The organism is Lacrimispora sp., assembly GCF_031982545.1.
Classification (GTDB): Bacteria; Bacillota; Clostridia; order Lachnospirales; family Lachnospiraceae; genus Lacrimispora.
Genome location: NZ_DALYXB010000001.1, coordinates 689000 through 713390, shown reverse-complemented (window position 1 = coordinate 713390; position 24391 = coordinate 689000). Strand labels below are relative to the sequence as shown.

At 37.2% G+C, this 24391-nt stretch carries 25 protein-coding genes; 17 read left to right on the top strand and 8 right to left on the bottom strand.

Annotation, left to right across the window (positions count from 1 at the left end; translation table 11 throughout):
* The first annotated feature begins 18 nt into the window (after positions 1 to 18).
* From ABS301_RS03445 to ABS301_RS03405, 9 genes are all read left to right on the top strand, one after another.
* A complete protein-coding gene (locus tag ABS301_RS03445) occupies positions 19 to 774 on the top strand; it encodes a carboxymuconolactone decarboxylase family protein (RefSeq protein ID WP_349670871.1) in 756 nt (251 codons plus the stop codon).
* 18 nt (positions 775 to 792) lie between these two features.
* Positions 793 to 1269 (top strand): flavodoxin, encoded by a 477-nt coding sequence (locus tag ABS301_RS03440; RefSeq protein WP_349670870.1) that lies wholly within the window; start codon positions 793 to 795, stop codon positions 1267 to 1269.
* Positions 1270 to 1600: 331 nt separating this feature from the next.
* Positions 1601 to 2710, top strand: a complete 1110-nt coding sequence (locus ABS301_RS03435) for a helix-turn-helix domain-containing protein (RefSeq protein WP_349670869.1) — start codon at positions 1601 to 1603, stop codon at positions 2708 to 2710.
* A 23-nt stretch (positions 2711 to 2733) separates the two neighbouring features.
* Positions 2734 to 3663, top strand: coding sequence for a CPBP family intramembrane glutamic endopeptidase (locus tag ABS301_RS03430; protein WP_349670868.1), 930 nt, complete (start codon positions 2734 to 2736; stop codon positions 3661 to 3663).
* A 349-nt stretch (positions 3664 to 4012) separates the two neighbouring features.
* The gene (locus ABS301_RS03425; protein WP_349670867.1) at positions 4013 to 5389 is read left to right on the top strand and encodes a bifunctional metallophosphatase/5'-nucleotidase; all 1377 of its coding nucleotides are present in this window, start codon (positions 4013 to 4015) and stop codon (positions 5387 to 5389) included.
* Between the two features lie 80 nt (positions 5390 to 5469).
* The gene (locus ABS301_RS03420) at positions 5470 to 6708 is read left to right on the top strand and encodes a hypothetical protein (RefSeq protein ID WP_349670866.1); all 1239 of its coding nucleotides are present in this window, start codon (positions 5470 to 5472) and stop codon (positions 6706 to 6708) included.
* A gap of 36 nt (positions 6709 to 6744) precedes the next feature.
* Positions 6745 to 6909, top strand: a complete 165-nt coding sequence (locus tag ABS301_RS03415; RefSeq protein WP_349670865.1) for a hypothetical protein — start codon at positions 6745 to 6747, stop codon at positions 6907 to 6909.
* A 185-nt stretch (positions 6910 to 7094) separates the two neighbouring features.
* Complete coding sequence (locus ABS301_RS03410; protein WP_349670864.1) at positions 7095 to 8084, top strand: VanZ family protein; 990 nt, start codon at positions 7095 to 7097, stop codon at positions 8082 to 8084.
* A gap of 82 nt (positions 8085 to 8166) precedes the next feature.
* Positions 8167 to 8985 carry a TIM barrel protein gene (locus ABS301_RS03405; protein ID WP_349670863.1) on the top strand — a complete coding sequence of 273 codons (819 nt, stop codon included), beginning with the start codon at positions 8167 to 8169 and terminating at the stop codon, positions 8983 to 8985.
* Positions 8986 to 9243: 258 nt separating this feature from the next.
* Here ABS301_RS03405 and ABS301_RS03400 read toward each other — a convergent pair whose 3' ends face one another.
* Positions 9244 to 9459 carry a hypothetical protein gene (locus tag ABS301_RS03400; protein WP_349670862.1) on the bottom strand — a complete coding sequence of 72 codons (216 nt, stop codon included), beginning with the start codon at positions 9457 to 9459 and terminating at the stop codon, positions 9244 to 9246.
* Between the two features lie 436 nt (positions 9460 to 9895).
* On the opposite strand from ABS301_RS03400, the gene ABS301_RS03395 reads away from it, so the two are divergent.
* The 3 genes from ABS301_RS03395 (at position 9896) to ABS301_RS03385 (ending at position 12086) form a co-directional block, all read left to right on the top strand.
* A complete protein-coding gene (locus tag ABS301_RS03395; protein WP_349670861.1) occupies positions 9896 to 10306 on the top strand; it encodes a peptide deformylase in 411 nt (136 codons plus the stop codon).
* 136 nt (positions 10307 to 10442) lie between these two features.
* On the top strand, positions 10443 to 11144 hold the full coding sequence (locus ABS301_RS03390) for a helix-turn-helix domain-containing protein (RefSeq protein ID WP_349670860.1): 702 nt from the start codon (positions 10443 to 10445) through the stop codon (positions 11142 to 11144).
* A gap of 15 nt (positions 11145 to 11159) precedes the next feature.
* Entirely contained in the window at positions 11160 to 12086 is a 927-nt protein-coding gene (locus ABS301_RS03385) for an acetylxylan esterase (protein ID WP_349670859.1), read from the top strand.
* A gap of 312 nt (positions 12087 to 12398) precedes the next feature.
* On the opposite strand, the gene ABS301_RS03380 is transcribed toward ABS301_RS03385, so the two are convergent.
* Complete coding sequence (locus tag ABS301_RS03380) at positions 12399 to 13277, bottom strand: AraC family transcriptional regulator (RefSeq protein ID WP_349670858.1); 879 nt, start codon at positions 13275 to 13277, stop codon at positions 12399 to 12401.
* Between the two features lie 224 nt (positions 13278 to 13501).
* On the opposite strand from ABS301_RS03380, the gene ABS301_RS03375 reads away from it, so the two are divergent.
* Together ABS301_RS03375 and ABS301_RS03370 are read left to right on the top strand one after the other, a co-directional pair.
* Positions 13502 to 15535: a glycoside hydrolase family 31 protein gene (locus ABS301_RS03375; RefSeq protein ID WP_349670857.1), complete on the top strand. Its 2034-nt coding sequence runs from the start codon at positions 13502 to 13504 to the stop codon at positions 15533 to 15535.
* 218 nt (positions 15536 to 15753) lie between these two features.
* Complete coding sequence (locus ABS301_RS03370; protein ID WP_349670856.1) at positions 15754 to 16839, top strand: radical SAM/SPASM domain-containing protein; 1086 nt, start codon at positions 15754 to 15756, stop codon at positions 16837 to 16839.
* 91 nt (positions 16840 to 16930) lie between these two features.
* Here the strand turns inward: ABS301_RS03370 and ABS301_RS03365 are convergent, their stop codons facing one another.
* The 5 genes from ABS301_RS03365 to ABS301_RS03345 all read right to left on the bottom strand — a co-directional run bounded on the left by ABS301_RS03365 (position 16931) and on the right by ABS301_RS03345 (position 20639).
* Complete coding sequence (locus ABS301_RS03365) at positions 16931 to 17728, bottom strand: helix-turn-helix transcriptional regulator (protein WP_349670855.1); 798 nt, start codon at positions 17726 to 17728, stop codon at positions 16931 to 16933.
* A gap of 229 nt (positions 17729 to 17957) precedes the next feature.
* A complete protein-coding gene (locus ABS301_RS03360; RefSeq protein WP_349670854.1) occupies positions 17958 to 18134 on the bottom strand; it encodes a hypothetical protein in 177 nt (58 codons plus the stop codon).
* Positions 18135 to 18386: 252 nt separating this feature from the next.
* A complete protein-coding gene (locus ABS301_RS03355) occupies positions 18387 to 18989 on the bottom strand; it encodes a class I SAM-dependent methyltransferase (RefSeq protein ID WP_349670853.1) in 603 nt (200 codons plus the stop codon).
* 93 nt (positions 18990 to 19082) lie between these two features.
* Complete coding sequence (locus ABS301_RS03350; protein ID WP_349670852.1) at positions 19083 to 19463, bottom strand: RrF2 family transcriptional regulator; 381 nt, start codon at positions 19461 to 19463, stop codon at positions 19083 to 19085.
* Positions 19464 to 19670: 207 nt separating this feature from the next.
* Positions 19671 to 20639, bottom strand: coding sequence for a carotenoid biosynthesis protein (locus ABS301_RS03345; protein ID WP_349670851.1), 969 nt, complete (start codon positions 20637 to 20639; stop codon positions 19671 to 19673).
* 159 nt (positions 20640 to 20798) lie between these two features.
* Between ABS301_RS03345 and ABS301_RS03340 the strand changes: the two genes are divergently transcribed.
* From ABS301_RS03340 to ABS301_RS03330, 3 genes are all read left to right on the top strand, one after another.
* Positions 20799 to 21359, top strand: coding sequence for a TetR/AcrR family transcriptional regulator (locus ABS301_RS03340; RefSeq protein WP_349670850.1), 561 nt, complete (start codon positions 20799 to 20801; stop codon positions 21357 to 21359).
* A gap of 128 nt (positions 21360 to 21487) precedes the next feature.
* On the top strand, positions 21488 to 22102 hold the full coding sequence (locus ABS301_RS03335) for a TetR/AcrR family transcriptional regulator (protein WP_349670849.1): 615 nt from the start codon (positions 21488 to 21490) through the stop codon (positions 22100 to 22102).
* Positions 22103 to 22115: 13 nt separating this feature from the next.
* Entirely contained in the window at positions 22116 to 23444 is a 1329-nt protein-coding gene (locus tag ABS301_RS03330; protein WP_349670848.1) for a WS/DGAT domain-containing protein, read from the top strand.
* On the opposite strand, the gene ABS301_RS03325 is transcribed toward ABS301_RS03330, so the two are convergent.
* The gene (locus ABS301_RS03325) at positions 23427 to 24359 is read right to left on the bottom strand and encodes a ketopantoate reductase family protein (protein WP_349670847.1); all 933 of its coding nucleotides are present in this window, start codon (positions 24357 to 24359) and stop codon (positions 23427 to 23429) included. The two genes, ABS301_RS03330 and ABS301_RS03325, sit on opposite strands and share 18 nt — an antisense overlap.
* Positions 24360 to 24391 lie beyond the last annotated feature (32 nt).

Below are 24391 nucleotides of genomic sequence, written 5' to 3'. Positions count from 1 at the left end.
CAAGAGGAGGAATAAAAAATGAAAAAGATAGTACAGACAGCAGGAAGAAACGCTCTTGGAGAATTCGCTCCGGAATTTGCTCATTACAATGATGATGTTTTATTTGGAGAGAATTGGAACAACGAGGATATTGATATAAAAACAAGATGCATTATTACCGTTGTGGCTCTTATGTCCGCTGGTATAACAGATTCTTCTCTGAAGTATCATTTGGAGAATGCAAAGAAGAATGGGGTAACACAGAAGGAAATCGCTGCGATCATCACTCATGTCGCATTTTATACAGGCTGGCCAAAAGGATGGTCTGTATTTAATCAGGCAAAGGAAGTCTGGAGTGTAGAGTCAGAAGAAGATAGTGCTAAAGATAAGCATCAGGCATCCATGATCTTTCCTATTGGAGCGCCTAATGATGCTTTTGCACAGTACTTTGTCGGACAGAGTTACCTTGCTCCGGTATCAACAAGCCAGGTTGGAGTATTTAATGTAACCTTTGAACCCGGATGTAGAAACAACTGGCATATTCATTACGCAAAATCTGGTGGTGGTCAGATTCTGGTATGTGTAGGTGGACGAGGCTATTATCAGGAATGGAGCAAAGACGTGATCGAAATGTATCCTGGTGATTGCATTAACATCCCAGAAGGAGTAAAGCACTGGCATGGAGCTGCACCAGACAGCTGGTTCTCACATCTTGCTGTAGAAGTTCCTGGAGAAGAAGGAAGAACCGAATGGTGCGATCCTGTATCTGTTGAGGAATACGGGAAACTAAAGTAAGGAAAGGACTATATTGAGATGAAAAAGACATTAGTTGCATATTTTAGTGCAAGTGGAGTAACTGGAAGGGCCGCTGAAAAGGTTGCTAAGGCTGCAGGAGCAGATCTATTTGAAATAAAACCAGAGGTAGCATATACGAAGGCAGACCTTAACTGGACGGATAAAAAGTCAAGAAGTACGATTGAGATGAATGATCCTGCTTCAAGACCTGCAATAACAGGAAAAGCAGAAGCTATGAGTCAGTATGATACAGTTATCATAGGCTTTCCTATTTGGTGGTATGTAGCACCAACGATCATTAATACATTTCTTGAGAACAATGATTTTTCGGGAAAGAAGATTGCTTTATTTGCAACCTCAGGAGGAAGCGGATTTGGAAAGACGGTTGAGAAACTTAGACCATCTGTAGATGCATCGGCTGAGTTTATTTCAGAAAAACTACTGAATCGTACATCTGATGCTGAAATAGTGGAATGGATTAAGAGTATAATATAAAAATATGAATTTGGTTAGAGTATGCTAATCGAGAGAAAAATTGAAATTGCATCCCAATAGACATGTCAATAGCCCTGACGTTTTTGCCAGGACTAAGGCATGTTTATTTAATATTCGGATCTCAGTAATCAGTTTTTAGGAAAAATTACTCGCCTCCAAGCAACCAGAAGGTTCACACGACATCATTTTTATCTACTTAGGACATGTTGAAGCGGTGATAATCATGACTGGCTAAAAGTATCGCATAGGTTGATTTATTCAACCGTTATCAACTGCAAATCCATTGATTTCCTTCTGTTTATGAACTAAAATATAGTCAGAGGTGATTAATATGAAGGAAATTAATATTGCAAAGGTGCTTATAAATAAGCGCAAGGAAAAGGGCATCACCCAGGCTGAGCTTGCAAATTACATTGGCGTGTCCAAGGCATCCGTTTCCAAATGGGAGACGGGTCAAAGTTATCCGGACGTAACCTTTCTCCCACAGCTGGCTGCGTACTTTAACATCAGCATTGACGAATTGATAGATTATCAACCGCAGATGACAAAAGAGAATATTCAAAAGCTGTACCGAAACCTGTCGGCTGATTTTGCGTCAAAACCGTTTGATTCGGTGATGGAAGACTGCCGAAAAACAATTAAAAAATACTATTCATGCTTTCCGCTGCTGCTGAATCTGGGAATACTGATGATCAACCATGTAGAATTGCTGAAAGACCCCCAAAAAACGGCATCTTTGACCGAGGAAGCCAAGGTTCTTTTTATCCGGATCAGAGAGGAATGCGATGATGTATCGATTAACAGGCAGGCTTTGTTTATGGAAGCCCTGTGTAGCCTTATTTCCGGTAATGCCAATACCACGCTGGAGCTGCTTGATGGATCAGTCGCGCCTGCGCTGCCCCCTGAATCGCTTTTGGCTTCCGCTTACCAAATGACGGGGCGCATCGAGGAGGCGAAATCCGTTTTGCAGGTCGGAATGTTTCAGAACATCGTCGTCCTGTTTAACTTCTTTCCCGCATATCTTACCCTATGTGTGGATGTCCCATCCAAATTCGACGAGGTACTGCGGCGCTCGCTTGTCGTAGCGGAAACGTTTGACATGAGGCATCTGCATCCCGGTGTCCTGGTCAGCCTTTATATTTCAGCCGCGCAGGGATTTATTGCTCAGAAAAATTATGATAAGGCGCTTGAAATGCTGCAAAAGTACACCGAGATCGTAATAAGCGATATTTATCCCCTGCGCTTGCATGGCGATGCTTTTTTCGACCATCTGGACGGATGGCTGGATCAGCTCGATCTGGGAACGGATCTTCCGCGGGATGAAAAAACAATCAGGAAAAGCATGTCTGATGTGATCGTTAATAATCCAGTGTTTTCGGTTCTCTCAGATGAGCAGCGTTTTCAGAGTATAACTAAAAAGCTTCAACATAACTGCGAATAATATAAATAAGGGGGAATGTTACTATGGAACACGAAAAATTGGCGGCAAAAAAACGACTGATTATATTTATTGCGCTTACTATCATCCTTGCCTGGATCGTTTTTTTGTTGGTACCGATCTGTGGGCTCACCTATGGAAGCGGGGCGGCAGTAGTAATTTTGGCAGTCGCTATGTTTATGCCTGCGCTATCCAGTTTATTAACACGGATTATAACAAAAGAGGGGTTTGGGAATATGTATCTTCGCCCCCACTTCAAGGGGCATATGAAAGAATATCTGCTTTTGTACTTCGGTCCGACAGTCTTGTTGGTTCTGAGCGGAGCGCTTTATTTCCTGATTTTCCCCGGTTCGTTTGACCCGGAGCTTACAACTCTAAAAGGGATGGTTGCTTCAAGTGGTAAACAGGGACTTGACGTGTCCACACTGCTAATGGTTCAAGCTCTGATTTTTGTTGTTATCGGCCCAATTGTAAATATCATACCCACCTTGGGTGAAGAACTTGGCTGGAGAGGGTATCTGCTCCCCAAACTGCGCATTTTTTTATCTGACAGGACCGCGTTAATTATAACAGGGGCAATATGGGGAGTCTGGCACTTGCCCGTTATCGTGATGGGTCACAATTACGGAACCGGTTATTGGGGCTATCCATGGCTCGGCATTCTGGCTATGTTCGTTTTTTGCGTTGTGCTTGGAATTATTGAAGGCTATATGTCAATCAAACTGGAAAGCGTCATTCCAGCTGCCATGATCCATTCAACGGTGAACGCAGGCGCGGCACTGCCAATCGTTTTCGCAAAGAGCGGATATAACCCACTACTTGGCCCGGCAATCACCGGCCTTATTGGAGGACTACCGTTTATGATTTTAGCTGTCATATTGCTAATAAAGGCTGGCAGTAAAATGACGTTGGGGAAAAACGAAGCGCATCGGCAAGAAGAGGGGCCGTTGGGGTAGAAATAAGGTTTTGCTCCGTTAGAAGCCTGCCACTAAATTGAGTAAATGACACAAGAAAGACATAGCTCTTCGCTAAGAAGGAAGTTATGTCTTTTTTGTGCTAAAAAAGCGTGGTATCATGGACTTTGAATGTATGACCTCCTATAAAATAGTTTGAGATTCTATTTTATAGGTTTACCACAGGAATTTGAAGTAGTAGAATAGAGAAAGATTAAAATAAATAAATACTAAACTATGGGTTGTCGAACCACTGCGCTGGCAGTTTAGTGCTATATTTATAAGCAGTCATAAATTGACCGAAAAGAATTAATAAATTTCAATCTGATGAGTACATTGTGGGGGGGGAAATATGCGCTTAACGATATTACATACAAACGACATACATAGTAATTTTGAGAACTTTTCTAAAATAGTAAACCAGATCAGCGAATGGAAGGATAGCAATACTCTTATACTTGATGCTGGAGATTTTGCGGATTTTAAAAGAATTGAATTGCTTGGAACCGACGGATTGGCAGCGATGGAATTGCTTGATACTACTGGATACGATGCTTTGGCAGTTGGAAATAATGAAATATTTCAAGGGTTGGATGTGTTAAAATATATGGCTGCAAATGCGAAGATACCGTTGCTGAGCTGTAACCTGCGCTGTCTCGGACATTTAGAAATAGAAGAAGTAAAAAGAAGTATTATAATAAATAAAAATGGGTTAAGAATACTAATTATTGGGGCATCACCGGACCTTGGACCTTTTAACGAATTACTTGGCTTTACTCTTATCGATTACCTGGGGGCAGTTCAGCATGAGATCAATGAATCTCAGGATGAGTATGATTTGTGCATTCTGCTTTCACATCTTGGGATGGACAAGGATAAGGAAATAGCAGTAAAAATAAGTGGTATTGATATTATAATAGGCGGCCATTTCCATATATTAATGGACCAGCCGGAAATAGTAAATGGTACGATTATCCATACTTCAGGAGCACAGGGAGAACATATTGGAAAGCTTGTAGTCGAAGTAAACAGGAATCAAGTGCAACTGATAGAAGGAAATAATATCAACATCCTAAATTCGGAAGAATCTACTATAATTCAAGAACTAGTCAAACAGAACAAAAAAAAGGCTATTGACAGACTCAGTGAACCATTCTGCACAATAAATAAAAATTTATGGCATGATGTTGTGGAAGAGAACCCTATGACGAATCTCCTTGCGGATGCCTTACAGGACTTCCTTGTGTGTGATCTTGCAATTATAAATAGTGGCGTGATTAACGGGGGAATTAAAAAGGGTGATGTTTCAAGGAAAAAGATCATAGAACTTTGTCCATCTCCTTTAAATCCAACCAGCTTTAAGATACAAGGAAAAGACTTGTGGGAAGCCTTGCAAAATTCCTTGGATACGGATTATTGTTATGCGGATGGTAAAGGTGCGGGATTTCGGGGGAAATATGTGGGGAGGTTGCATGTATCGAACGCAGTAATTGAACATGATGGCAGGAATATTTTGAATATTTATATTCATGGCGTCAGCCTTAATATGGAGCAGTGGTATACGGTAGCTTCCTCTGATTATCTTCAAAGGGGTACTGGCTACCAAACATTAGCCAGGAATCAGGACGAGCAATATAACAAAGAATATTTGAGAGATATAATACAAGAATACGTTATGAAAGAAGTCTTTGTTGAGAAGGCATTTGTAGAACGGTGGTTATTAAAATAATCAGAGTTTCTCCTCCAGATTGTATAATATCTATTCATTATTATATGAACTAAGGAATTGGGAGATAGAGAGGTGTCAGTTTGAATGACTTATATAAAATGATTAAACCATTCCTAAATCAAACTGTATTATCTAAATATAAGTTCGGTTTTGCCGGGGAGGTGTATATTGAGGCTGATAAGTTTGAAGAAGAGTACAACCAATATCTTCCAATTTTAAAAAAGTATTTTAGTCTGAAAAAGCCGTTTTACTGTAACAGAAATTACACTTATTATTCAACGGATTTAGATGAAACAACAGATTTAGTTAAAAATATAGCTTTTGATGTACCGATAATTTTAAATTTAGAATTATCGTATGATAATAAAAGATATATTATATTCTCGCTCACTGAATATATGTTGTCATGTATAGCGAAATTAGTTGGTGTCATATTCTCTTATACGTCTTTGGATGTTAATTATTATAAAGCACTTAAAGAATATCTAATAGATTTGACTGACTATCTAACTCAAATTATTTTTGATGAAGAATTAAATCAATTCCCATCACTATCTTTTGGCTTAATTGATAGCATAATATCAGATATGAAGGAACTTAATATTTCCTGTGTCCGTGAATATTCAGAGATGGACAATATTCTTATTATGTTTATTACTTATTTTGCATTATGTGATTATATTGGGGACCACGATATTATCATTTCACCTTTACAAGGGGCCGCGCTAATACCACCATTTTTTATATCTATGCAAAAATATACCAATATCATGAATCGATGTTCCGGTTTGGCAGGGTATGAATATGTCAGGTTTTCAAAATATGATAATAATCATTATTGTAAATTATCCTTGATTGACCAGGTGCATTTATTAAGTGCTCAATATCCAGAAAGTACAAATATTTTATTGATAGATGATAATACAGGTACTGCAACTACGCTAAAATCTATTAAACAAGAATTGTCAAAATATTTTAAAAACATCTCAACTTGTGCATTAGAGTATTATTGGGAAGGAAAAATTTTCAATGCTGATTACCCGGCGTTTCAATTAGATGAAATAGATTTCTTAACGCCCCTTTGCTACAGATATTTTAAAATACTTGAGGAACATATAAAATTCCTGAAGAATGAAAAAGATATTAACTTTCGGTATGATTTAGTCAGGTTTAGTAAAATAAATATGATTTACGATAAAATTGACTATTGTTTATATATAAATAATAACTGTATAGAAACTTCAACAAAAACAAGAATTTTTAGCATTTATGAGAGAATTAAAGAAGTTATGGAAATGCTTTCAAGAACTAATTCGTGATTTAATATGAATTAATTTATGAGAAAGGTCTGGTTTATGAAAGAAATTATAAAATCAAGAATTAAAATTGGTGTAATTGGGGATTATGATGGCCGTCCATCGCATATTGCAACCAATGAAGCCATAAGACACGGCGCTTTATATTTAGGTTTAAAGCAAGAAACACAATGGATTATAAAGAATTGTTTGATGAACATTTGAAAAGTTATATCAACTCATAGAATTAGTGGAAATAGAATAAAAATGAGAATAAAGGTTTTTATATCTCTTATTTTGAGCAGTTGTAGTTTTTTCGATAAGTATTAGTTAATATATTGGCAGATATAAATAGATGATTTTTATTATTGTTGAAGAGGTAAATTAATTATAATATTTTATGAATGGAGGTGCTAAAAGTAAAAAGCAAAAAAAAAGAAACACCAAATGACAATGAAGTGTTATCCGTTAATTCAGACGCTATTAATACAAAATTACGAAGACTTATTCTTATAGGAACCATAGTTTATGCAGCTTTCGTTTTGTACTTCATATTCCTTGGGTTTAATAGATTAGGTAAGAATTTAGATTATAATCAATATACATTTATACTTTTACCAGAAGGTATTCCCCTAAGGTTCCCGGAACTTTCGATGTCATGGTTATTCGATTTTGGGAACATTGCTGCTTTTATCCCTTTTGGAATTATAATTCCGTTGCTGTATCGTATCCGTTTTAGAAAGTTTATCACATTGTTTATATCAGTGATTTGCTTTCTGGAATTGTTGCAGTCTTTAACTTTTCTGGGTACGTTTGACATTATGGATATCATATCGAATACTTTGGGTGCAATTATAGGTTTTATTGCTTATAAAGTAGGATTTTCCTCAGAGATTACTTTTAAAAGGCTTGCTGCTTCGGCAGCATCTATGCTTATACTATTTATTACGATTATGACTGTTTCTGAAACAATTAATTATGTTGTGCATGTAAATGAAAGAATAGGAACTATTGTAGCAATAAATGGAATAAGCGCAACCGCGCCGGCTACCGAAAAGATTTCGTCTTTTAGGGTACAAGGTGAAAACATAAATCCTACATTAAATTTATATAGCAGCAATGATGGAACAAGCAGGGAGTACCTGTTTCATGTAGGCAGGAATAATCCCTGGATCTATGCCAATATTGGTATTCCTGATGATAAAGAATATAAAGGTTCGGTTACGATTGTAGTTAATGGGGATGAGCTGATATTATTTAGTGATAAAGACGAAAATAAAAATGCACAAAAAGTGAAAACATTTTTTAATGCGAAATTAAAAGATTTAAAAATTATAGTCACCGGAAACGCTAAAGTGTGGGATGTTGGCATTGCAGAAATAAAGCATTGGTGGGAATAAGTGGGTATAATTAGTAAATTATAATTTCCATAAACGACTTATGATTCCGGTTCATCACCGAGGTGAAAGTGTGAGGGGAAATATGGATAATCTATTGTTTGGGATATCAGGCTTACCAATAGGAAGTGGATTAAAGAAGTTAAACTATGCTTCTGGTATTGTTTATCTAAAATCAATAGGACTTGGTGCTATGGAACTTCTGTTTGTGAGAAGTGTGAATGTAACAGATAAGAATAAGAACATAATATTAAAAACTAAGCTAGAAAATAATTTTTATTTGTCGGCACATGAATCACATTATATAAATCTAAATGCAGATGAATATGAAAAGCAAGTACAGTCAATGAAAAGAATAACAAATGCAATGGAAGCATTATCGCAGGTTGAGGGAAGAAGTCTAATATTTCATCCAGGCTTTTATTTGAAGGATTCAAAGGAAGATACCTATAATACTATAAAAGAAAACTTATTAAAGCTTCCGTATAAAGGTATAGATTATAGGCTTGAGACTACAGGAAAAGGAACTCAGTTTGGAACGCTTGAGGAATTAGTGTCTCTTTGTAAAGAAATAAGTTCCTGTAAGTTATGTATAGACTTTTCTCATATACACGCAAGACAGAACGGCTGTTTAAAAAAATATGATGATTTCGCAAAAATATTGCAATACGTGATGGATAAGCTGGGAAGATCTGCACTAGAGGATTTGCATATTCATATGGGAGGAATAAATTATAATGAAAAAGGCGAGATAAACCATCTTCCCATATTGCAAAGCGATTTTAACTATTTAGAGTGTTTAAAAGCCATAAAAGATTATGACGTTAGAGGCTGTATAATTGCGGAGGGACCGTTGGTGGAGAAAGATGCATTGTTACTAAAAAACACGTATGAAAAATTATAAATATTCATTCAATCGTTGCGGATACAACGGCAAAAATTTCCTCATTAAAACCAGCAAGCCCATTTATACAAAAGACAAAAACTTTCTGTACTTCGCAACTCTTTAAATTATCTGATTTGCCATAGAAAAAGCTTCCTTTTGAAAATGAATTATTTATCTAATCATTTCCAGAAAGAAGCCTTTTATTTTCAGAGACACAGAATTTATTACGCTACCCGGGGATATTTCATAGCAATTCTCTCTCTCTATTGGTATTCTTTATTTTATAGATTTAGATTCAGCTTCAGTCAATATATCCACATATGCATTTCTCAGTTCTTCCTCTGCGGCGCAATTCTGCATATAATACCAATCCGTGACTTTTTTCGTAATTTCTTCATCGCTTCCTTCTGCCTTAAAAGGATATATTACGATTAATTTATCTGTTTCTTTATTTCTCAAACCAATTGCTGTTGCACTTTCAAATTTTCCCATATTATTTTCCTTTCTACAGTAATCCAGTGAGGATCTTGTTTTTATTTTTAATTATGTAATTATAAATCACATATTTTTAGATGTCAAAGGTATTATATGTATACACGAAAAGAGGCGGATATCCGGGACCATTATGTTGTTAATAACTACGATTTGACAACCTGGTACGGATTTCAATAGATAAAAGTAAGTTTTATCAGGTAATGACTTGTTATAAAAATTCCTTTTGACTATTTATTTACGGTAATATTGAGTATTAATTGGTAAAGATACGTGTTATTATAAAATACATATTCGATAAACGACACGTGTGGAGGTAATAATTTTGCTGCAGAAAGCCTGAGTCAGAAGTGCAGAAAAGTTATGCCAGATTTACATATGATAACGGATAAGTAAATATATAAAACTATTTTGAGTAAATGAAAGAAGGTTTGTAATGATTAGACCAGTAATGAAGGATGTCGTTTTTCTGAGTCAGAAGTCAGAACCGGCGACGGAAGCGGACAAGCAGGTGGTTCAGGATTTGCTTGATACTCTAAAAGCGAATGAAGAAGGCTGTGTAGGAATGGCGGCTAACATGATTGGTATCAGGAAGAGAATAATAGCAGTTAGTATAGGTTTTGCCAATATTGCTATGATTAATCCTGTGATTGTAAAGAAGTCTGGTGTGTACGAGACGGAGGAAGGCTGCCTTTCTTTGATTGGAGTACGCAATACCACCAGATATAATGAAATAGAGGTGGAGTTTCAGGATATGAATTTCAAGAAACAGTGCCAGAAGTTTTCCGGATGGATTGCACAGATTATACAACATGAGATGGACCACTGCGATGGCATAGTGATATAGAATTATAGGTGTTGATGGAAATGAACAAAGCGCCAGCATTGACATTACCTGATAAATTGAAGGGAATAAATAGCAACTATCCTTTGCTTGATTAACCTATGCATAAACGATATTCTGTATAGAAGGAGGTATCTTTATGTTTGATATAAAAAAATTTGGTGCATATATTTCAAGTCTTCGTAAGAAAGCAGACATGACACAATCGGAACTTGCTGAACGACTTAACCTGACTCGTCAGGCAATATCAAAATATGAGTGCGGAGACAGTTTCCCCGATATATCTATTTTAATTGAAGTTGCCGATGTTTTCGAAATTACTCTTGATGAACTTATCGGTTCCGGTCATCCAACCCAAAAGGAAGCCGCCATTTTTGAAGGCGCTGTGGGAGGGCAGGATCTATGCAGTGAATTAGACGGGCAATGCATATCTGATATTGTAAATATTGCACCGTTGCTAAAGCCCAGTCTACTTGACAAAATGGCAAAAGGTCTTGCAAAACATGGAATAGATATTTCAAGCATTGTTTCACTTGCGGAATACATAAATGATGATGCAGTTGTTGAACTGCTTGAAAATGCAACATTTGACACAATTAACGAGAATTTGCTTGAACGATTAATTCCGTTTCTTGACGGAAATTCCATTTCTATAATATTTCAGAAAATTCTTGAAGGTAATCTTGATTATAGATTTATCAGGATTATGCTTCCGTATGCAGAGTATATCTATCCTCAAGTCGAAGCGGCTGTTTTATATGGTGCTCTTAATGAAAAAGCGCTTCATATTTTAAGAGATTATGAATCCGGAACTGATAGATTAAACATTATGGCAACGTAAATAAGGAGAGAAGCAATGGATTTAGAATTTGAAGAACTTAAAAATTATCCAATACCTGAAGAGGTAGATAAATGGGTAGAATCGATATGGAAAATGGCTGACTCATTAAAATGTGATGTTGAAGTTCTTTCTGACAATGGCTTTTCCTTTAGTTTTGGTATTAGACATGTAAAAAATGAGTTTAGATATGTTAAATTCAAACCTGAAGGTATGGATGAGTTTTTTGGGTACTGGCAGCCAGTAATGTCCGGACCAGCACCGTTACTGATCCATACTCCTGGTTATGGTGCAGAAATCAGTGCTCATCCAGAACTTGTATCAAAAGGATATAATGTTCTTCACATTTCACCACTGGGATATGCTACGCCAAATGGGCCAGATGAGAGCAAACAACGGGATAATACTTGGCCTGTACTGGCTGACACGGTAACAAGCTATGCCGAAAAAGGATATAGACAATGGCTCGTGAATTGTATTTTGGCAATAAAGTGGGCAATGGCGCAAACTGAAGTATTAGAAGACAGGATTTCATTTTTTGGTACAAGTCAAGGCGGAGGATGCTCTTTGCTGTTAGGTTCGATTTTTAAAGACAGGGGAGTAAGATGTGTAGCGGCTGATGTACCGTTCCTTACTAATTTGCCTATGGCAAAGAGACTGGGAGCTATTACTTATAACTACGAACCACTTTGTTCCATTGATAATATCGATGGTGGCTGGCAAGCTCTGGGATTTGTAGATACCATTTCTCATGTTAAAAGATTAAATTGTCCTGTATTACTAACTGCAGGTGGAAACGATAATATCTGTCCTGCTGAAGCTATAAAATCCTTATGTGAATTATTACCAGGTACTTATTCTTATAATTACTTTGATAATTTAGAGCATAGATATTCAAGAGAGTTTATAACTCTTTTATTATCTTGGGTTCGTATGTATGCCTGACGATGGCTAAAGAATGCGATTTTTAGTCCCGTTTTTTGGGCTCATCCACGGATGGTATGGTGTAATAAGAGATGAAATCCTTACAATTAATAAATGACTTTCAGCTTTGGGGAAGTACAATAGATTCAACTTGTTGTTCAACAAGTTGAATCTATTGTAAAGGATAGCACTTTATGAAGTTTAAACTGATAGCCTGCACGTACACTGTTCTTTATGGAGTAAGATACCAGAGCTTGTGTGTTTATAAGGTGAATTTACGAGTAAGCTTTGAATGAATTCCTTATTCTACTGTGACAGGTGGGGTAAGGAATTTCATCGTTTTCGGTATTCCCGAGGCGAACATCCTGTAAGTTGTTTAAATTGCTTATTAAAGTTAGACAGGTTGTTAAAGCCGCAGTTGTAGGAGATTGTTGATATGTCATCTTCTGTTTCCGTCAGTGCTGTGCATGCAGCTTTAATCCTTAGATGGGTCAGAAATTCAATTGCACTGCAGCCAACGGCTTTTTTAAAGGAGTTCATGAAGTGACTTGAACTTATGGTGCATTGAGCTGCAAGCTGATTAATCGTAATGGAATCCATATAGTAATAGGTCATATACTCCAGAGCAGGACGAATTAAGGAGGAATAACTGATATCATTGTCCCGGGAGAAAGATAGATTTTCTATTTTTTCAAAATACCAGTAAAGCTGCAATAGATTACTTTTTAGTAAAAGATCATCATAAGGATTGCTTTTGTTTGCACAACTTATGAGTGTCTCTGTCAGGGAACGAATAACCGAATAATCCGGGTGACTTAAGTCATATTTCATATTTACACGCAGTTGTCCAGTAATTAGGGGTCGTATACAATAGGTACTGCTGCGATCATTGCTTTCCAGCCCAAGCATACTGGCATGAAATACAAAGGCAATATAATGCAGATTCATGTTGGAAGAAGGATAGGCGGCATGCAGCATATTGGGAGAAATCATAACCACATCCCCGAAGTTTAAAGGGAAGTGTTTATCTCCACAGATAAAATCTCCCGTTCCCTGCAATACATAATCAATTTCAAATTCGTCGTGCCAGTGCATTGGTACATTGGGAAAAGAATTCGGTATATTGCAATCATAAATACTGTAGGGAACCAGTGATGAACTGTGCTGGCGCTGTTCTTTATTACCTTGAGATGCCTCAATTGAATACTTCATATTTATACCCCGTGCATATCGCATGCTTGCCTGTGGTACTGCTTTAATAAGTAGTTTGAAAGGAAATTACAAATAAACAAGACCTCATGAATAATAATCTGAATAACAACTTAAATCATAGAATAGTATCAGAAATATATAGTATTTCAGAAGAAATGTAATCATCTATAGAGTATTATATCATTGTATTCCCAAAAATCAATTGATCGATAGGAGGATGTACTGTGAAATTTTTAGATGACAATGGAGCATTGGTATTTCACCATAATGGCGAAACGGGGCGAATTGAAGCCTGGGGTAAGGATTCTGTCAGAATACGTACCACCATGTTTGGCAAATTTAATGGAAATGACTGGGCATTGACAGAAAATATTGAGACTATACATAGCAGTATAAAAATTGAAAAGGAAAATCATTGGGTAGGAGATGGAACGATTGATCAGAGGGAATTTGCTTCAATTACTAATGGTCATATTAAAGTAGTTGTGAATTTTGTAGGTATCATATCATTTTATAAAGACGACAAGTTGTTCCTTCGTGAGTATTTCCGTATGTATGATGGAACCATTTCCAAAGAGAGCCGTTGTTTGAAAGTGATTAACCGCCAGTGGAAGGGAATCATTGGTGGAACCGATTATTCCTTGAATGTAAAATTTGAAAGTAATAAAGGTGAGAAAATCTTTGGAATGGGCCAGTATCAGCAAAATGATATGGACTTAAAGGGCTGTGTCTTAGAACTGGCACAGCGTAATTCCCAGATCTCGGTTCCTTTTGCTGTATCTTCCTTCGGCTATGGTTTCCTTTGGAATAATCCGGCTGTTGGCCGTGTAACCTTTGGTAAGAACTATACTGAGTGGATTGCCAGATCTACAAAGGAGATGGATTACTGGATCACTGTAGCAGATACACCGAAGCAGATTCTGGCAAACTATACTGCAGTTACCGGTCATGCTGATCTGTTTCCGGAAGATCTGATGGGGCTTTGGCAATGCAAGCTGCGCTACAGAACCCAGGATGAGGTTCTGACAGTTGCCAGGCAGTATCAGAAGGAAGGCATAAAGATTGACCAGATTGTCATTGATTTTTTTCATTGGACCGTACAGGGAGATTGGAAATTCGATACGAAGTACTGGCCGAATCCTAAGGCTATGGTAGACGAACTTCATGCTATGGGAATCAAGGTTATCGTATCTGTATGGCCTTCTGTGGACCGCAAGAGTGAAAATTTTGGCCCGATGATGGAAAGAGGCCTTTTGATTAAGACAGAGCGTGGCGCCTGCCAAACCTATGATTATCAGGGAGACTGTGTGGAAATAGACCCTTTTAATTCCGAGACACGTAAGTATGTATGGGAAGTGTGCAAGAAAAATTACTACGATTTTGGCATTGATGCTTTCTGGCTGGATAACTCTGAACCGGATTATGGTGTATATGATTTTGAGAATTACAGATATTGTGATGGACCGGCACTTAGTATCAGCAATATGTATCCGCAGATGTACAGCCGCTTATTCTATGACGAAATGAGTAAGGAAAATAAGCCTGTTGTAAATCTGCTTCGTTGTGCATGGGCCGGCTCCCAGAAGTACGGCAATGTGGTTTGGTCCGGTGACGTGCCAAGTACTTTTGAGGCCTTTGCAGACCAGTTACAGTGTGGGCTGAACATGGGGCTTGCGGGCATTCCCTGGTGGACCACAGATATCGGCGGTTTTATGACAGAGAATGTAAATGATCCTGATTTCAGAAATCTCCTGATACGTTGGTATCAGTTCGCTGTATATTCACCTGTACTGCGTATGCACGGGGATAGGGGGCCCTACAACATTCCACCGCTGGATGACAGAAACTGGGGTGGCGGCTACCTTCATACAGGCCAGCCAAATGAGCTTTGGAGTTATGGAGAAGACAATTATAAGATTATGAAGAAATACTACGATATCCGTATCAGTATGCATGAATATATCAAAAAACTTTATGAAGAAGCTCATAGGAATGGCTCACCCTTGATTCGTACTATGTTCTATGAATTTCCAGAAGATGAGAAATGTTGGAAACTTCAGGATCAGTATATGTTTGGTGACAAATATCTTGTAGCGCCGATTCTTCATCTAAATGAATTCAAGAGAGACGTATATCTCCCTGCCGGTGAGTGGATCTTGACCTCTACCGGAGAAAAGTATACCGGCTGCTTGACGGTAGCAGTTGATGCGCCAATTGAATACACTCCGGTATTTGAGCGCAAGGAAATCAGCTTATAAAACTCAAAGCCATTGCTATTACTCTGATGAAGTTACCGATGGAAAGCGGAATAGTCCTTACTCTTTTGTTAAAGATATAGCCTTTACAGCTCAGGCCTAACCAGGGCATGTTTTCAGCTATGAGAATGTGTCTGTGTGATTTTACATGATAATATGTTGAGTGGAAGCGATGAATATTATAACAGGTCGATGCAATGATAGAACAGGAGGAAAAGTAAATGGCACCGGATTTTAATTTGGAAAAGTATCTGACAGGAGGCGTTGAAAATATCGTGAAGGGCGCGATAAAGGCTACCTTATCCAATCCTCAGGAGAGTATCTTTATGGCAAAATATGCATTTAGCAGCAAGGAAGCCTCAAAGAAAAGGGCACAGGCCGAGGAAAATGGGGAGCATATTCCTCCATTTTTAATTGCAAGTATTACAAGTAAATGTAACCTGCATTGTACAGGATGTTATGCTCGTACGAATCAGGCTTGTGCTGATTCGGCCCCGGTTTGCCAGCTGACGGATGAGGAATGGAAAAAGATATTTGTAGAATCCCGTGATCTTGGAATTGGATTTATTCTATTGGCAGGTGGAGAACCAATGATACGAAAGGATGTAATTACAGCAGCGGGGGAAATACCAGAAATACTATTCCCTATTTTTACAAATGGAACAATGATCAATGATTCTTACATAGTGTTACTGAAAAAATATCGCAACCTTGTTCCAGTTCTAAGTATTGAAGGACGTGAGGAGAAGACAGATGAACGACGAGGGGAAGGCGTATATCGGAAGATAACTTATGCAATGGATTTAATGAAGAAAAATAAAGTGCTGTTTGGTGCATCGGTTACTGTGACAACTGCGAATTTAAAAGAAGTGACATCAAAAGAGTTTCTTTACCAACTTGAAGAGAAAGGCTGTAAAGTCGTATTTTATGTGGAATTTGTTCCTGTTACCAAAGTGGCACCAGGGCTGGCACCAGGAGATGAAGAACGAGAATATTTGAAAGACAGATTGAGTGAGATCAGACAATCAAATGACAAGATGGTATTTATTTCATTCCCTGGAGATGAGAAGACATCTGGCGGATGCCTTGCTGCAGGTAGAGGATTCTTTCACATTAATTCCCATGGTGGAGCAGAGCCATGTCCGTTTTCACCATATTCGGATATTAATGTCAGAGATTCATCAGTCAGAGAAGCATTGAATTCTAAACTATTTCAAAATTTACAGAGGGAAGATATGCTGATGGAAGAACATGAAGGTGGATGTGTCCTATTTGAGCGAAGAGAGCAGGTAGAAGCACTGTTATAGACTTAAAGGCCTTTCAAGCCTTGCGGCAGCAAGAGATTTAGGAAGAGCATTCAAAGAAGTAACTTGCTTAACTTTCCTTGAAAAGAAACTCTTACAGCATGGTACAATGGCTGGATCTGTATTCGGTGGGAGAATAACCAAAGTGCTTTTTAAACATTCTCCCAAAGTGTGTGATATCAGAGAAACCTACCCTCTCAATAATCTCGGAGACAGGTAAGAGAGTCTCTTTGAGCATTTTAGAGGCCAAATACAGTCTTAATCGAATAAGATAATCCATTACTGGATACCCCGTAATTTCACGAAATCTCTCTGTTAACGAGGTTCTGTTGATATGAAATTTATCGGTAAGCTCTTGTATGGTTATTTTATTCATATAATTTGTGTACAGATACAGAATGATCTCTTTGATTTCTCCGGGGTCTTTATCAAGCTCCACGCTTTCAAGGGTCTCATCAATAATTAGTAATCTTGACAGCAAAAAAAGCATTTCGATTAAATAGGTTCTGCTCCTGCATGGCCAGTCATTATCCAGTTGAATCTCTAAGGCATTCTTTATATTGTCAATAATGTTATGGATTCTGTACGCATTGCTGGGACCAAGATGTAGCAAACCCGTAAATTCATTTGTTGTTCTTAGAAACGGGTTTAACCAGTATAGATCTTGTATTTCATTTACAGATAGCTGATCATAAGATGCTTTAAGTACAGGAAAATCGAAATGTTGATTAATGATTTGCGGGTGAAAGAAGATAGCGGTACACTGAAGCGATACTTCTGATTCCAAAGAAAATGTATCTGTCTCATTTAGGCAGAGGGCAGATGGAGCTACAATGATTTGCTTCCGATTATTAAGAGTAAGTATTCCAGTGCCAGAAATAACAAGAATCATTTTATAATGATCTCGTTTATTTGCACCATCCAAGAAGCAATTGGCACTTGTATGATAGATTGGAAACTAAAACTCCGGATAAAATATTTTACCCTCTGTAAAGTACGTATTCATACGACTCCTCCTGAGCAATGATACATTTAATTATATCACTGCTCAGGAGAGAAATATAGAAAATTCACTTATTTACCAAGAATTTTTAACTCTTCACACAGCTTTAATCCGAAAGCTAAGGATCAACAACTTCGCAGTCTTCAAAGTCCTTTGGTGCAATCACCATAAGAACTTTCTTTTGAGTCGATGTTTCCTTTGCACTGACAGTATTAATTGTATCAAATGGAAAAGTTCCAAATACCATAGATAAACCCACTGCAAAACAAATCTTTTTTATTAATTCTTTCTTCATCTTAGATACCTCCTTTTGTATCCATAGTTTATCAAATGTGTATTTGATCTATAATAGCAAATTGTCAGTGCTTTTCGGTGTATTTACAGGAAAATTTGCTTTAGATATGAAAAAAGTCCTATATCACTGGTATACTGCAGGAGATGAAAGTAGCTTGATCCTACTATTTGAGCACTTATAAGGGAAAGCATTAGTAAAAATAGACGCATTCCGGTACTTGCCTCTGAAATAAGAGCTGGTTCACGGGTAAATTTACTTTTCCTTTTTAACTGCTAAAACAGTATATATGGCATCATTAATTCTAGTATTCTTCACAATTTCAAAGCCAGTTAATGACAAAGCCTCTCTGAGTTCCTCTGAGCTGATGCGAATGGACATCGGTGGACCTTCTATTATCAAGTCGTCCCTTTCATACTCCAGACATAGCAAGTGCCCTCCTGTTTTTAGTACGTCAAATATATTAGAGAGTGCTTTTGTCAGTGAACTTACTTCATGGAGTATTAAGGATGCCATAGCAAAATCAATACTGTTTTTTTGAATGCTTAAGTTTTCAATATAATCTTGAATCATTTCAATATTAGTAAGTCCTTTTTCTTTCGCCTTTTCTTCTATAACGCTGAGCATACGTCTGTCAGGATCCAATGCGTACACTTTATTAGATGTGTTTTCTGCCATAGGAATTGTAAAAAATCCTGTGCCGGCACCGACATCCAGTAAAGTATATTCTTTTTGGATTGGCATTTGTCTAATAAGTGTTTCTGGTGGTATGAGATACTCCCTTTGCCTGCTATCTAAAAAAGCAATTTTGTTTATAAATTTCTCATCTAATTTGTTTGATTGATGTATGTGATTCATAATGTCCTCCTAAAAAATATAATGCAGACTGTAATTATCTATAATTAGGGCAAAAAATGAGCAGTTGCAACTGCCTATTTTTTAATTCATTTTTTACACAATGTCATAAATATGTTTTTCTTTAAGGTAATCGACCATTTTCTCTTCGGCGTCTCTCATAACTTTTTCTATTTTACAAGCGCCATTCTCGTCCACCTCGCAAGTGAAAAGTGCTCCACTGCCCTCAATAGCTTGAATGACGTCATAAAAGCTTATGTCAGTCTTAGGTTTCCTAAGACTATAACCTCCATTTACTCCAGGTGCAGACTGAATAAGGTCAGCCTTGACCAATTGAGTAAGTATCTTGGACAGGTAAGTAGGTGATATATCCATGTGACTGGCTAAAGGCTGAAGACTTAAATTGTCTTTGCCTTCTTGCTTAACGAAATAGGCCATTATATGCAAAGCATAATTTGTTGCTTTCGTATATTTCATAGTAGTTCCTCCTTAAAGATAATACAGACTGTATTTATCTGTGATTATATATGATAGATTTTGCTGTGTCAATAACAATTTTTAAGCGTAAATGATGTTCGCCAACACAGGAAAAGGCTACTGGAGAGTCACAGCAGCCTTTTCCTTTCCAAATTAAGATCTTAAGTCTTGCTTATCAAAATATTAATCTGACCTGTTGGGAGCCCTTCATTCCTTGGGGAATTGCTTTTTATTCAAAATATAAATTCCAATCCAGCTTAGCAATAATAACAATTCTGCCAGGACAACAAGCCATAATATCTCCATGTATCCACCCATAATACAAAATAAGGTATTAGCGAAAGGAAAACCCAGGAAAGTAAACATGATAGGAAAATCCTTTCTGTAATCCAAGGAGCTAATAAACCTGCCATCCCAGTACTTGACTAAGGCTAAAACTAATATTCCTACTGAAATTAAAGAAAGTGAGACTAACATTACCCATTGCATATTAGAAGTTCTGGTGAAAAATGGTCCCATAAAATTAAAGAAGTTGGATATAGGTGAAACCAAACAAACCAGAGCAAGAATGGAAGCCAAAACCGGATATATATAACCAATCAGCTTACTATAACCACTCTTTTTATGCCACCATTCACCGATTAAAATAAATGCAGTCCAGTATCCGGCTATATAGATCCATCCCGTAAAATTCATGACAGGTTCCCCATAGATGACAGGTTCACCAGGGAGCGGGTAATAACTCCACCTGCCAATGATTCCTTCTGAAGTTTGAAAAATCTGTTTTACTGCGACTGGATCCAGTGAAAAGTCAAAAATCATAGCACTAAGTCCAGCGATAAATGGTTTAGTCCATGACGGTATATTTATCGTTTTCAAAACACGTAACGTTGAGTAAACGATAAGAAACTCGATAATTGGAACAGTTAATGGTACATTGAATATCATTAGGATACTGCGCCCATAGGAGTAAAAACCTTCTTTTCCTATGGATCCCATAAATACAGCAACATTTTCAAAGGCTGACGCGTAAAAAAAGACAAAGCATACGAATTGCATTAATACAACCTTTGGACGCTCTTCATTATCTATTATATAAAAAATCATTAAAGTGGCAATAATTAAAACTAAAATATCTTGTATCATCCATACAGGAACTATTGTAATATTTTCCATTGTTTTACCTCCAGCTAAAATTATAATTGAGTTGAACGTTCAAATATATTATACTGATACCGTGTTACTTAATCAACAGTCAGTACAATAACAATGCGTTCGATATCTTACAAATCATATAATTATTGTTCGTTTACTGATTTATTTAAGGAGAATATTATGGCATACGAAAAAGCAGACCAACGAGTAAGATATACAAAGATGGTCATAAAAAACAGTTTACTGGAACTTATGAGAGAACGTCCTATCGGCAAAGTTACAGTGACAGATATATGCAGGAAAGCAGATATAAACCGCAATACGTTTTATTCACATTATGCGAATCAGTTTGAACTTTTATCAAGTATTGAAGATGAGTTATATGAAGACATCAGACAGGTAGTGGGGCGTACTATGAGCCTTGAAGCTTCTGGAAAACTATCATATGAAATTTGCAAGTATATAAAAGCAAATAGCAATATATGCAAAGTATTATTCTCAGAGAATGGGAATAAAGATTTATTAGAACGTATTCTTTATATCAGCCATGATTTTAATATTGAAAAATGGAAGAATGAAGCAAAACAGATAGATCAAAAGTTATTCGATGATTGGTATACATTTACCGCATATGGCAGTATAGCCATAATAGAAAAGTGGGTCAATAGTGGTATGAAGGAAAGTCCCGGTAAAATTGCAGCTTTTATTGATAAAGCGACAGAAGCAGTACCGAAAAATTAATTAATAACCATTGATTGTGAAAAAAACTGTATTAAGTTGTCTAAGTATCGTGTTGACAAGCTAACAGTTGTTAGTTATACTAAAAACTAACAACTGTTAGCTTTGATTTTTATTAATGAGGTAGAGGAATGGGTAGAAAGATCAATACAAAAGAGATTATTTTAGAAGTTGCACTTAGTTTATTTTCGAAGAAAGGATATAGTGGGGTTTCTATTCGGGATATATCTAAGGAGGTAGGAATTAAGGAAAGTTCTGTATATAATCATTTTAAAAATAAACAGGAAATTTTTCAAACGTTATGTCAGTATTTTATTAACGTAACAAATGAAATGGCTTTGTCATATTATAAGCGAATATCTGAGTCAGCCACAGTAACAGAGAAAGAGTTTCTATCTTTTTGTAAAAGCTATGTAAATGATTATCTTATGGAGAATAAGATTAATAAATTTATTTGTATGCTTGTTATAGAGCAAAGCGTAAATGAAGAGGTGGCGAAGATTTACCATGAGATTTTATTTGACAAGGCGCTGGAAGGGCAAAGGCAGTTGTTTGAGTGGATGATTAAAATCGATTTTCTGAAAGAAATGGATCTGGACGAGTTGGTAATGGAGTATTACGCACCAATTGTGTATTGGTTTCATCGTTATCTTGTAATAAACACCATTTCTCAGGACATAAAAGATATCATAAATCAAAAAATCACAAATCATGTGGAACGCTTTTTAGCTAAATATAAGAAATAAAGGAGGGATCAGATTGAGTCATCAAATACAATTAGAAATGCCTGTGAATGGGCAAGATAAGGCTAATTATATCGGACATTTGTGGAATAAAAATGGACAGATACAGATGGTGCTGAGCTTTGCAGAAAGATTAGATTTTGAGTGCTTGAAAAGAGCCGTTCGATTAACGATCGACGCAGAACCTATCTTAGGCTGCGAATTTGTTATTAATGATAACAAACCTATATGGAGACGTTACAAAGACCTGGATCGGATTGCCTGGTGTAAGTTGATTGAAACGGAAGAACCAGATGATATGTTGCATATTATTTTATGTAAGCCTTTTGAAGTGGAGAAATACCAACTGGAAGTATATTTATTACGTTCTGCAAAAAATGATTTGCTTTGTATAAAAATAAATCATTCTTGCAGTGATGGAGGAGGTGCAAAGGATTACCTGCATTTACTTAAGGAAACATATACACAACTTACTAAAGATGCAAATTATTATCCGAAGATCAATCATAATTTAAATCGTAGTACAAGACAAATCTTTCAAAACCTCGGCGTTATAAATCCAGCTACACTGATAAATCCCCATTTGGCTGAGCTAAAACCAACCTGGGCATTTCCATACCGAAAAAGCGATGTCAAAAACTTTAACTATTTGATTCTTCATCTTACCAGTAGTGAAACGAATCAACTTTTCTTATATGCGAAGGAAAAAAAGGTGACAATCAATGATTTAATACTATCCGCATATTATAGAGCATTATTTACAATCATTGATCCAGCTTTTGATCAACCGATGGAGATATGTGTTACGATGGATTTACGGAGCTATCTGGAAGGGGGTAGAGCAGCAATCTGCAATCTGTCAGGAGTCCTAAATCACAGAATATTCAGGAAAAAGGAAAATAGTGAGGCTACTCTGTCTCGTGTTGCAGATGGGATGAAGGAATTAAAGGAAGATAAGCCGGGACTGCACAGTGCAGCCCTAATCGAGATGCTGTCTGGTATGGATTTCAAAGCAGCCACTGCATCAATTAAAAATGCTTGGGATGAGTCGGTTCATTCTGGAAAGTCGACCATCAATTTATCTAATTTTGGAATTATTTCATCTGAACCACTTTATTTTGGTGAGATCCCCGCAGAGGCTGCCTATATGGTAACCCCTGTTTTTAAAGCACCAAGTTTTATGCTGGGTGCCAGCACGTATCAAAGTAAACTTACTTTTACCGTTGGTTTTTGTGAACCTGAGGTTCGTGAAGAGGATGTGAAGCAGTTCCTTTCAGACCTTAAGAAAGAACTACATAGTTATTATCCTACGACAGGAGATCCTTGTTTATTGTTCCGTAATTAAGTTTTCTACTTCGTAAAGCCGTGGTACCTTTATTCCGTACTTTCTCGCAGCTGTAATAATTTCCTGTACAGCATGGCCAACTTTAAAGTGGTTATGCACCATAAGCGCATAGGCCATGCTTTTTGGAGAAAAAACAACATGAGTCATAATAAAACCTACAGCTTTTGGCGGCAGACTGCTTAACACGAGCGTCAAAGGGTCAAGTTTTGATCCCCTTGCTTTTAAAACAGGGGTTATTTCTTTCAAGTTACGGCCTACTCCATCCAGCGCTTCTCTTGAAGAAATTACTTTTTTAAAACTGCCGCTTTTTAATACTTCAGCTTCCATTGCAGCGTTGAACGCGAAGTGATTCCAGAGCCAGCTTTTTAGATCCTTTTGAACCATGATCTTGAAGCCTGCCTGAGAAAAAAGCTTACGAACCTCTAAATCCCTTTTGGTGGGCTGGGATTCAAAAGTTCCAAACTGAACTGTTTTGTAAAACCCGCCGTACAACGTGTTCCCTTCAAAACCGCCGCCTGCACCCGGGAAGCCGTAAACAATCTGATTGCGCGGAATCGGCGAAACAGCCAATTGGGGGTCTTGCCAAAAGTTGCTGAAAAAAAGGACTGTTGCATTTCCAACTCGCGGTGCCAGGTACTTAACCACACCTGATATCTGTTCGGGATTGACGCTTACAAAAATCAGGTCATAGTCGTGATGTTCCTTTAACTCTTCGTGCATGACAATATCCCATTTTTCTTTAACGATGCGGTCTTTTTTGCTTTTTCTTGTATCCCATAGTTCCAAATTTACATAGGAACCGTATTGTGCCTTCCTGCCTTCCCGAACATAGAACTCAACGGTATGGCCTGCGTTTTCCAATGCCCAGGCATACTGTGTTCCGATAACGCCGCGGCCCCAAATTAGTATTTTCATAAAACAACCTCCTGAATAATCATATGTTGACT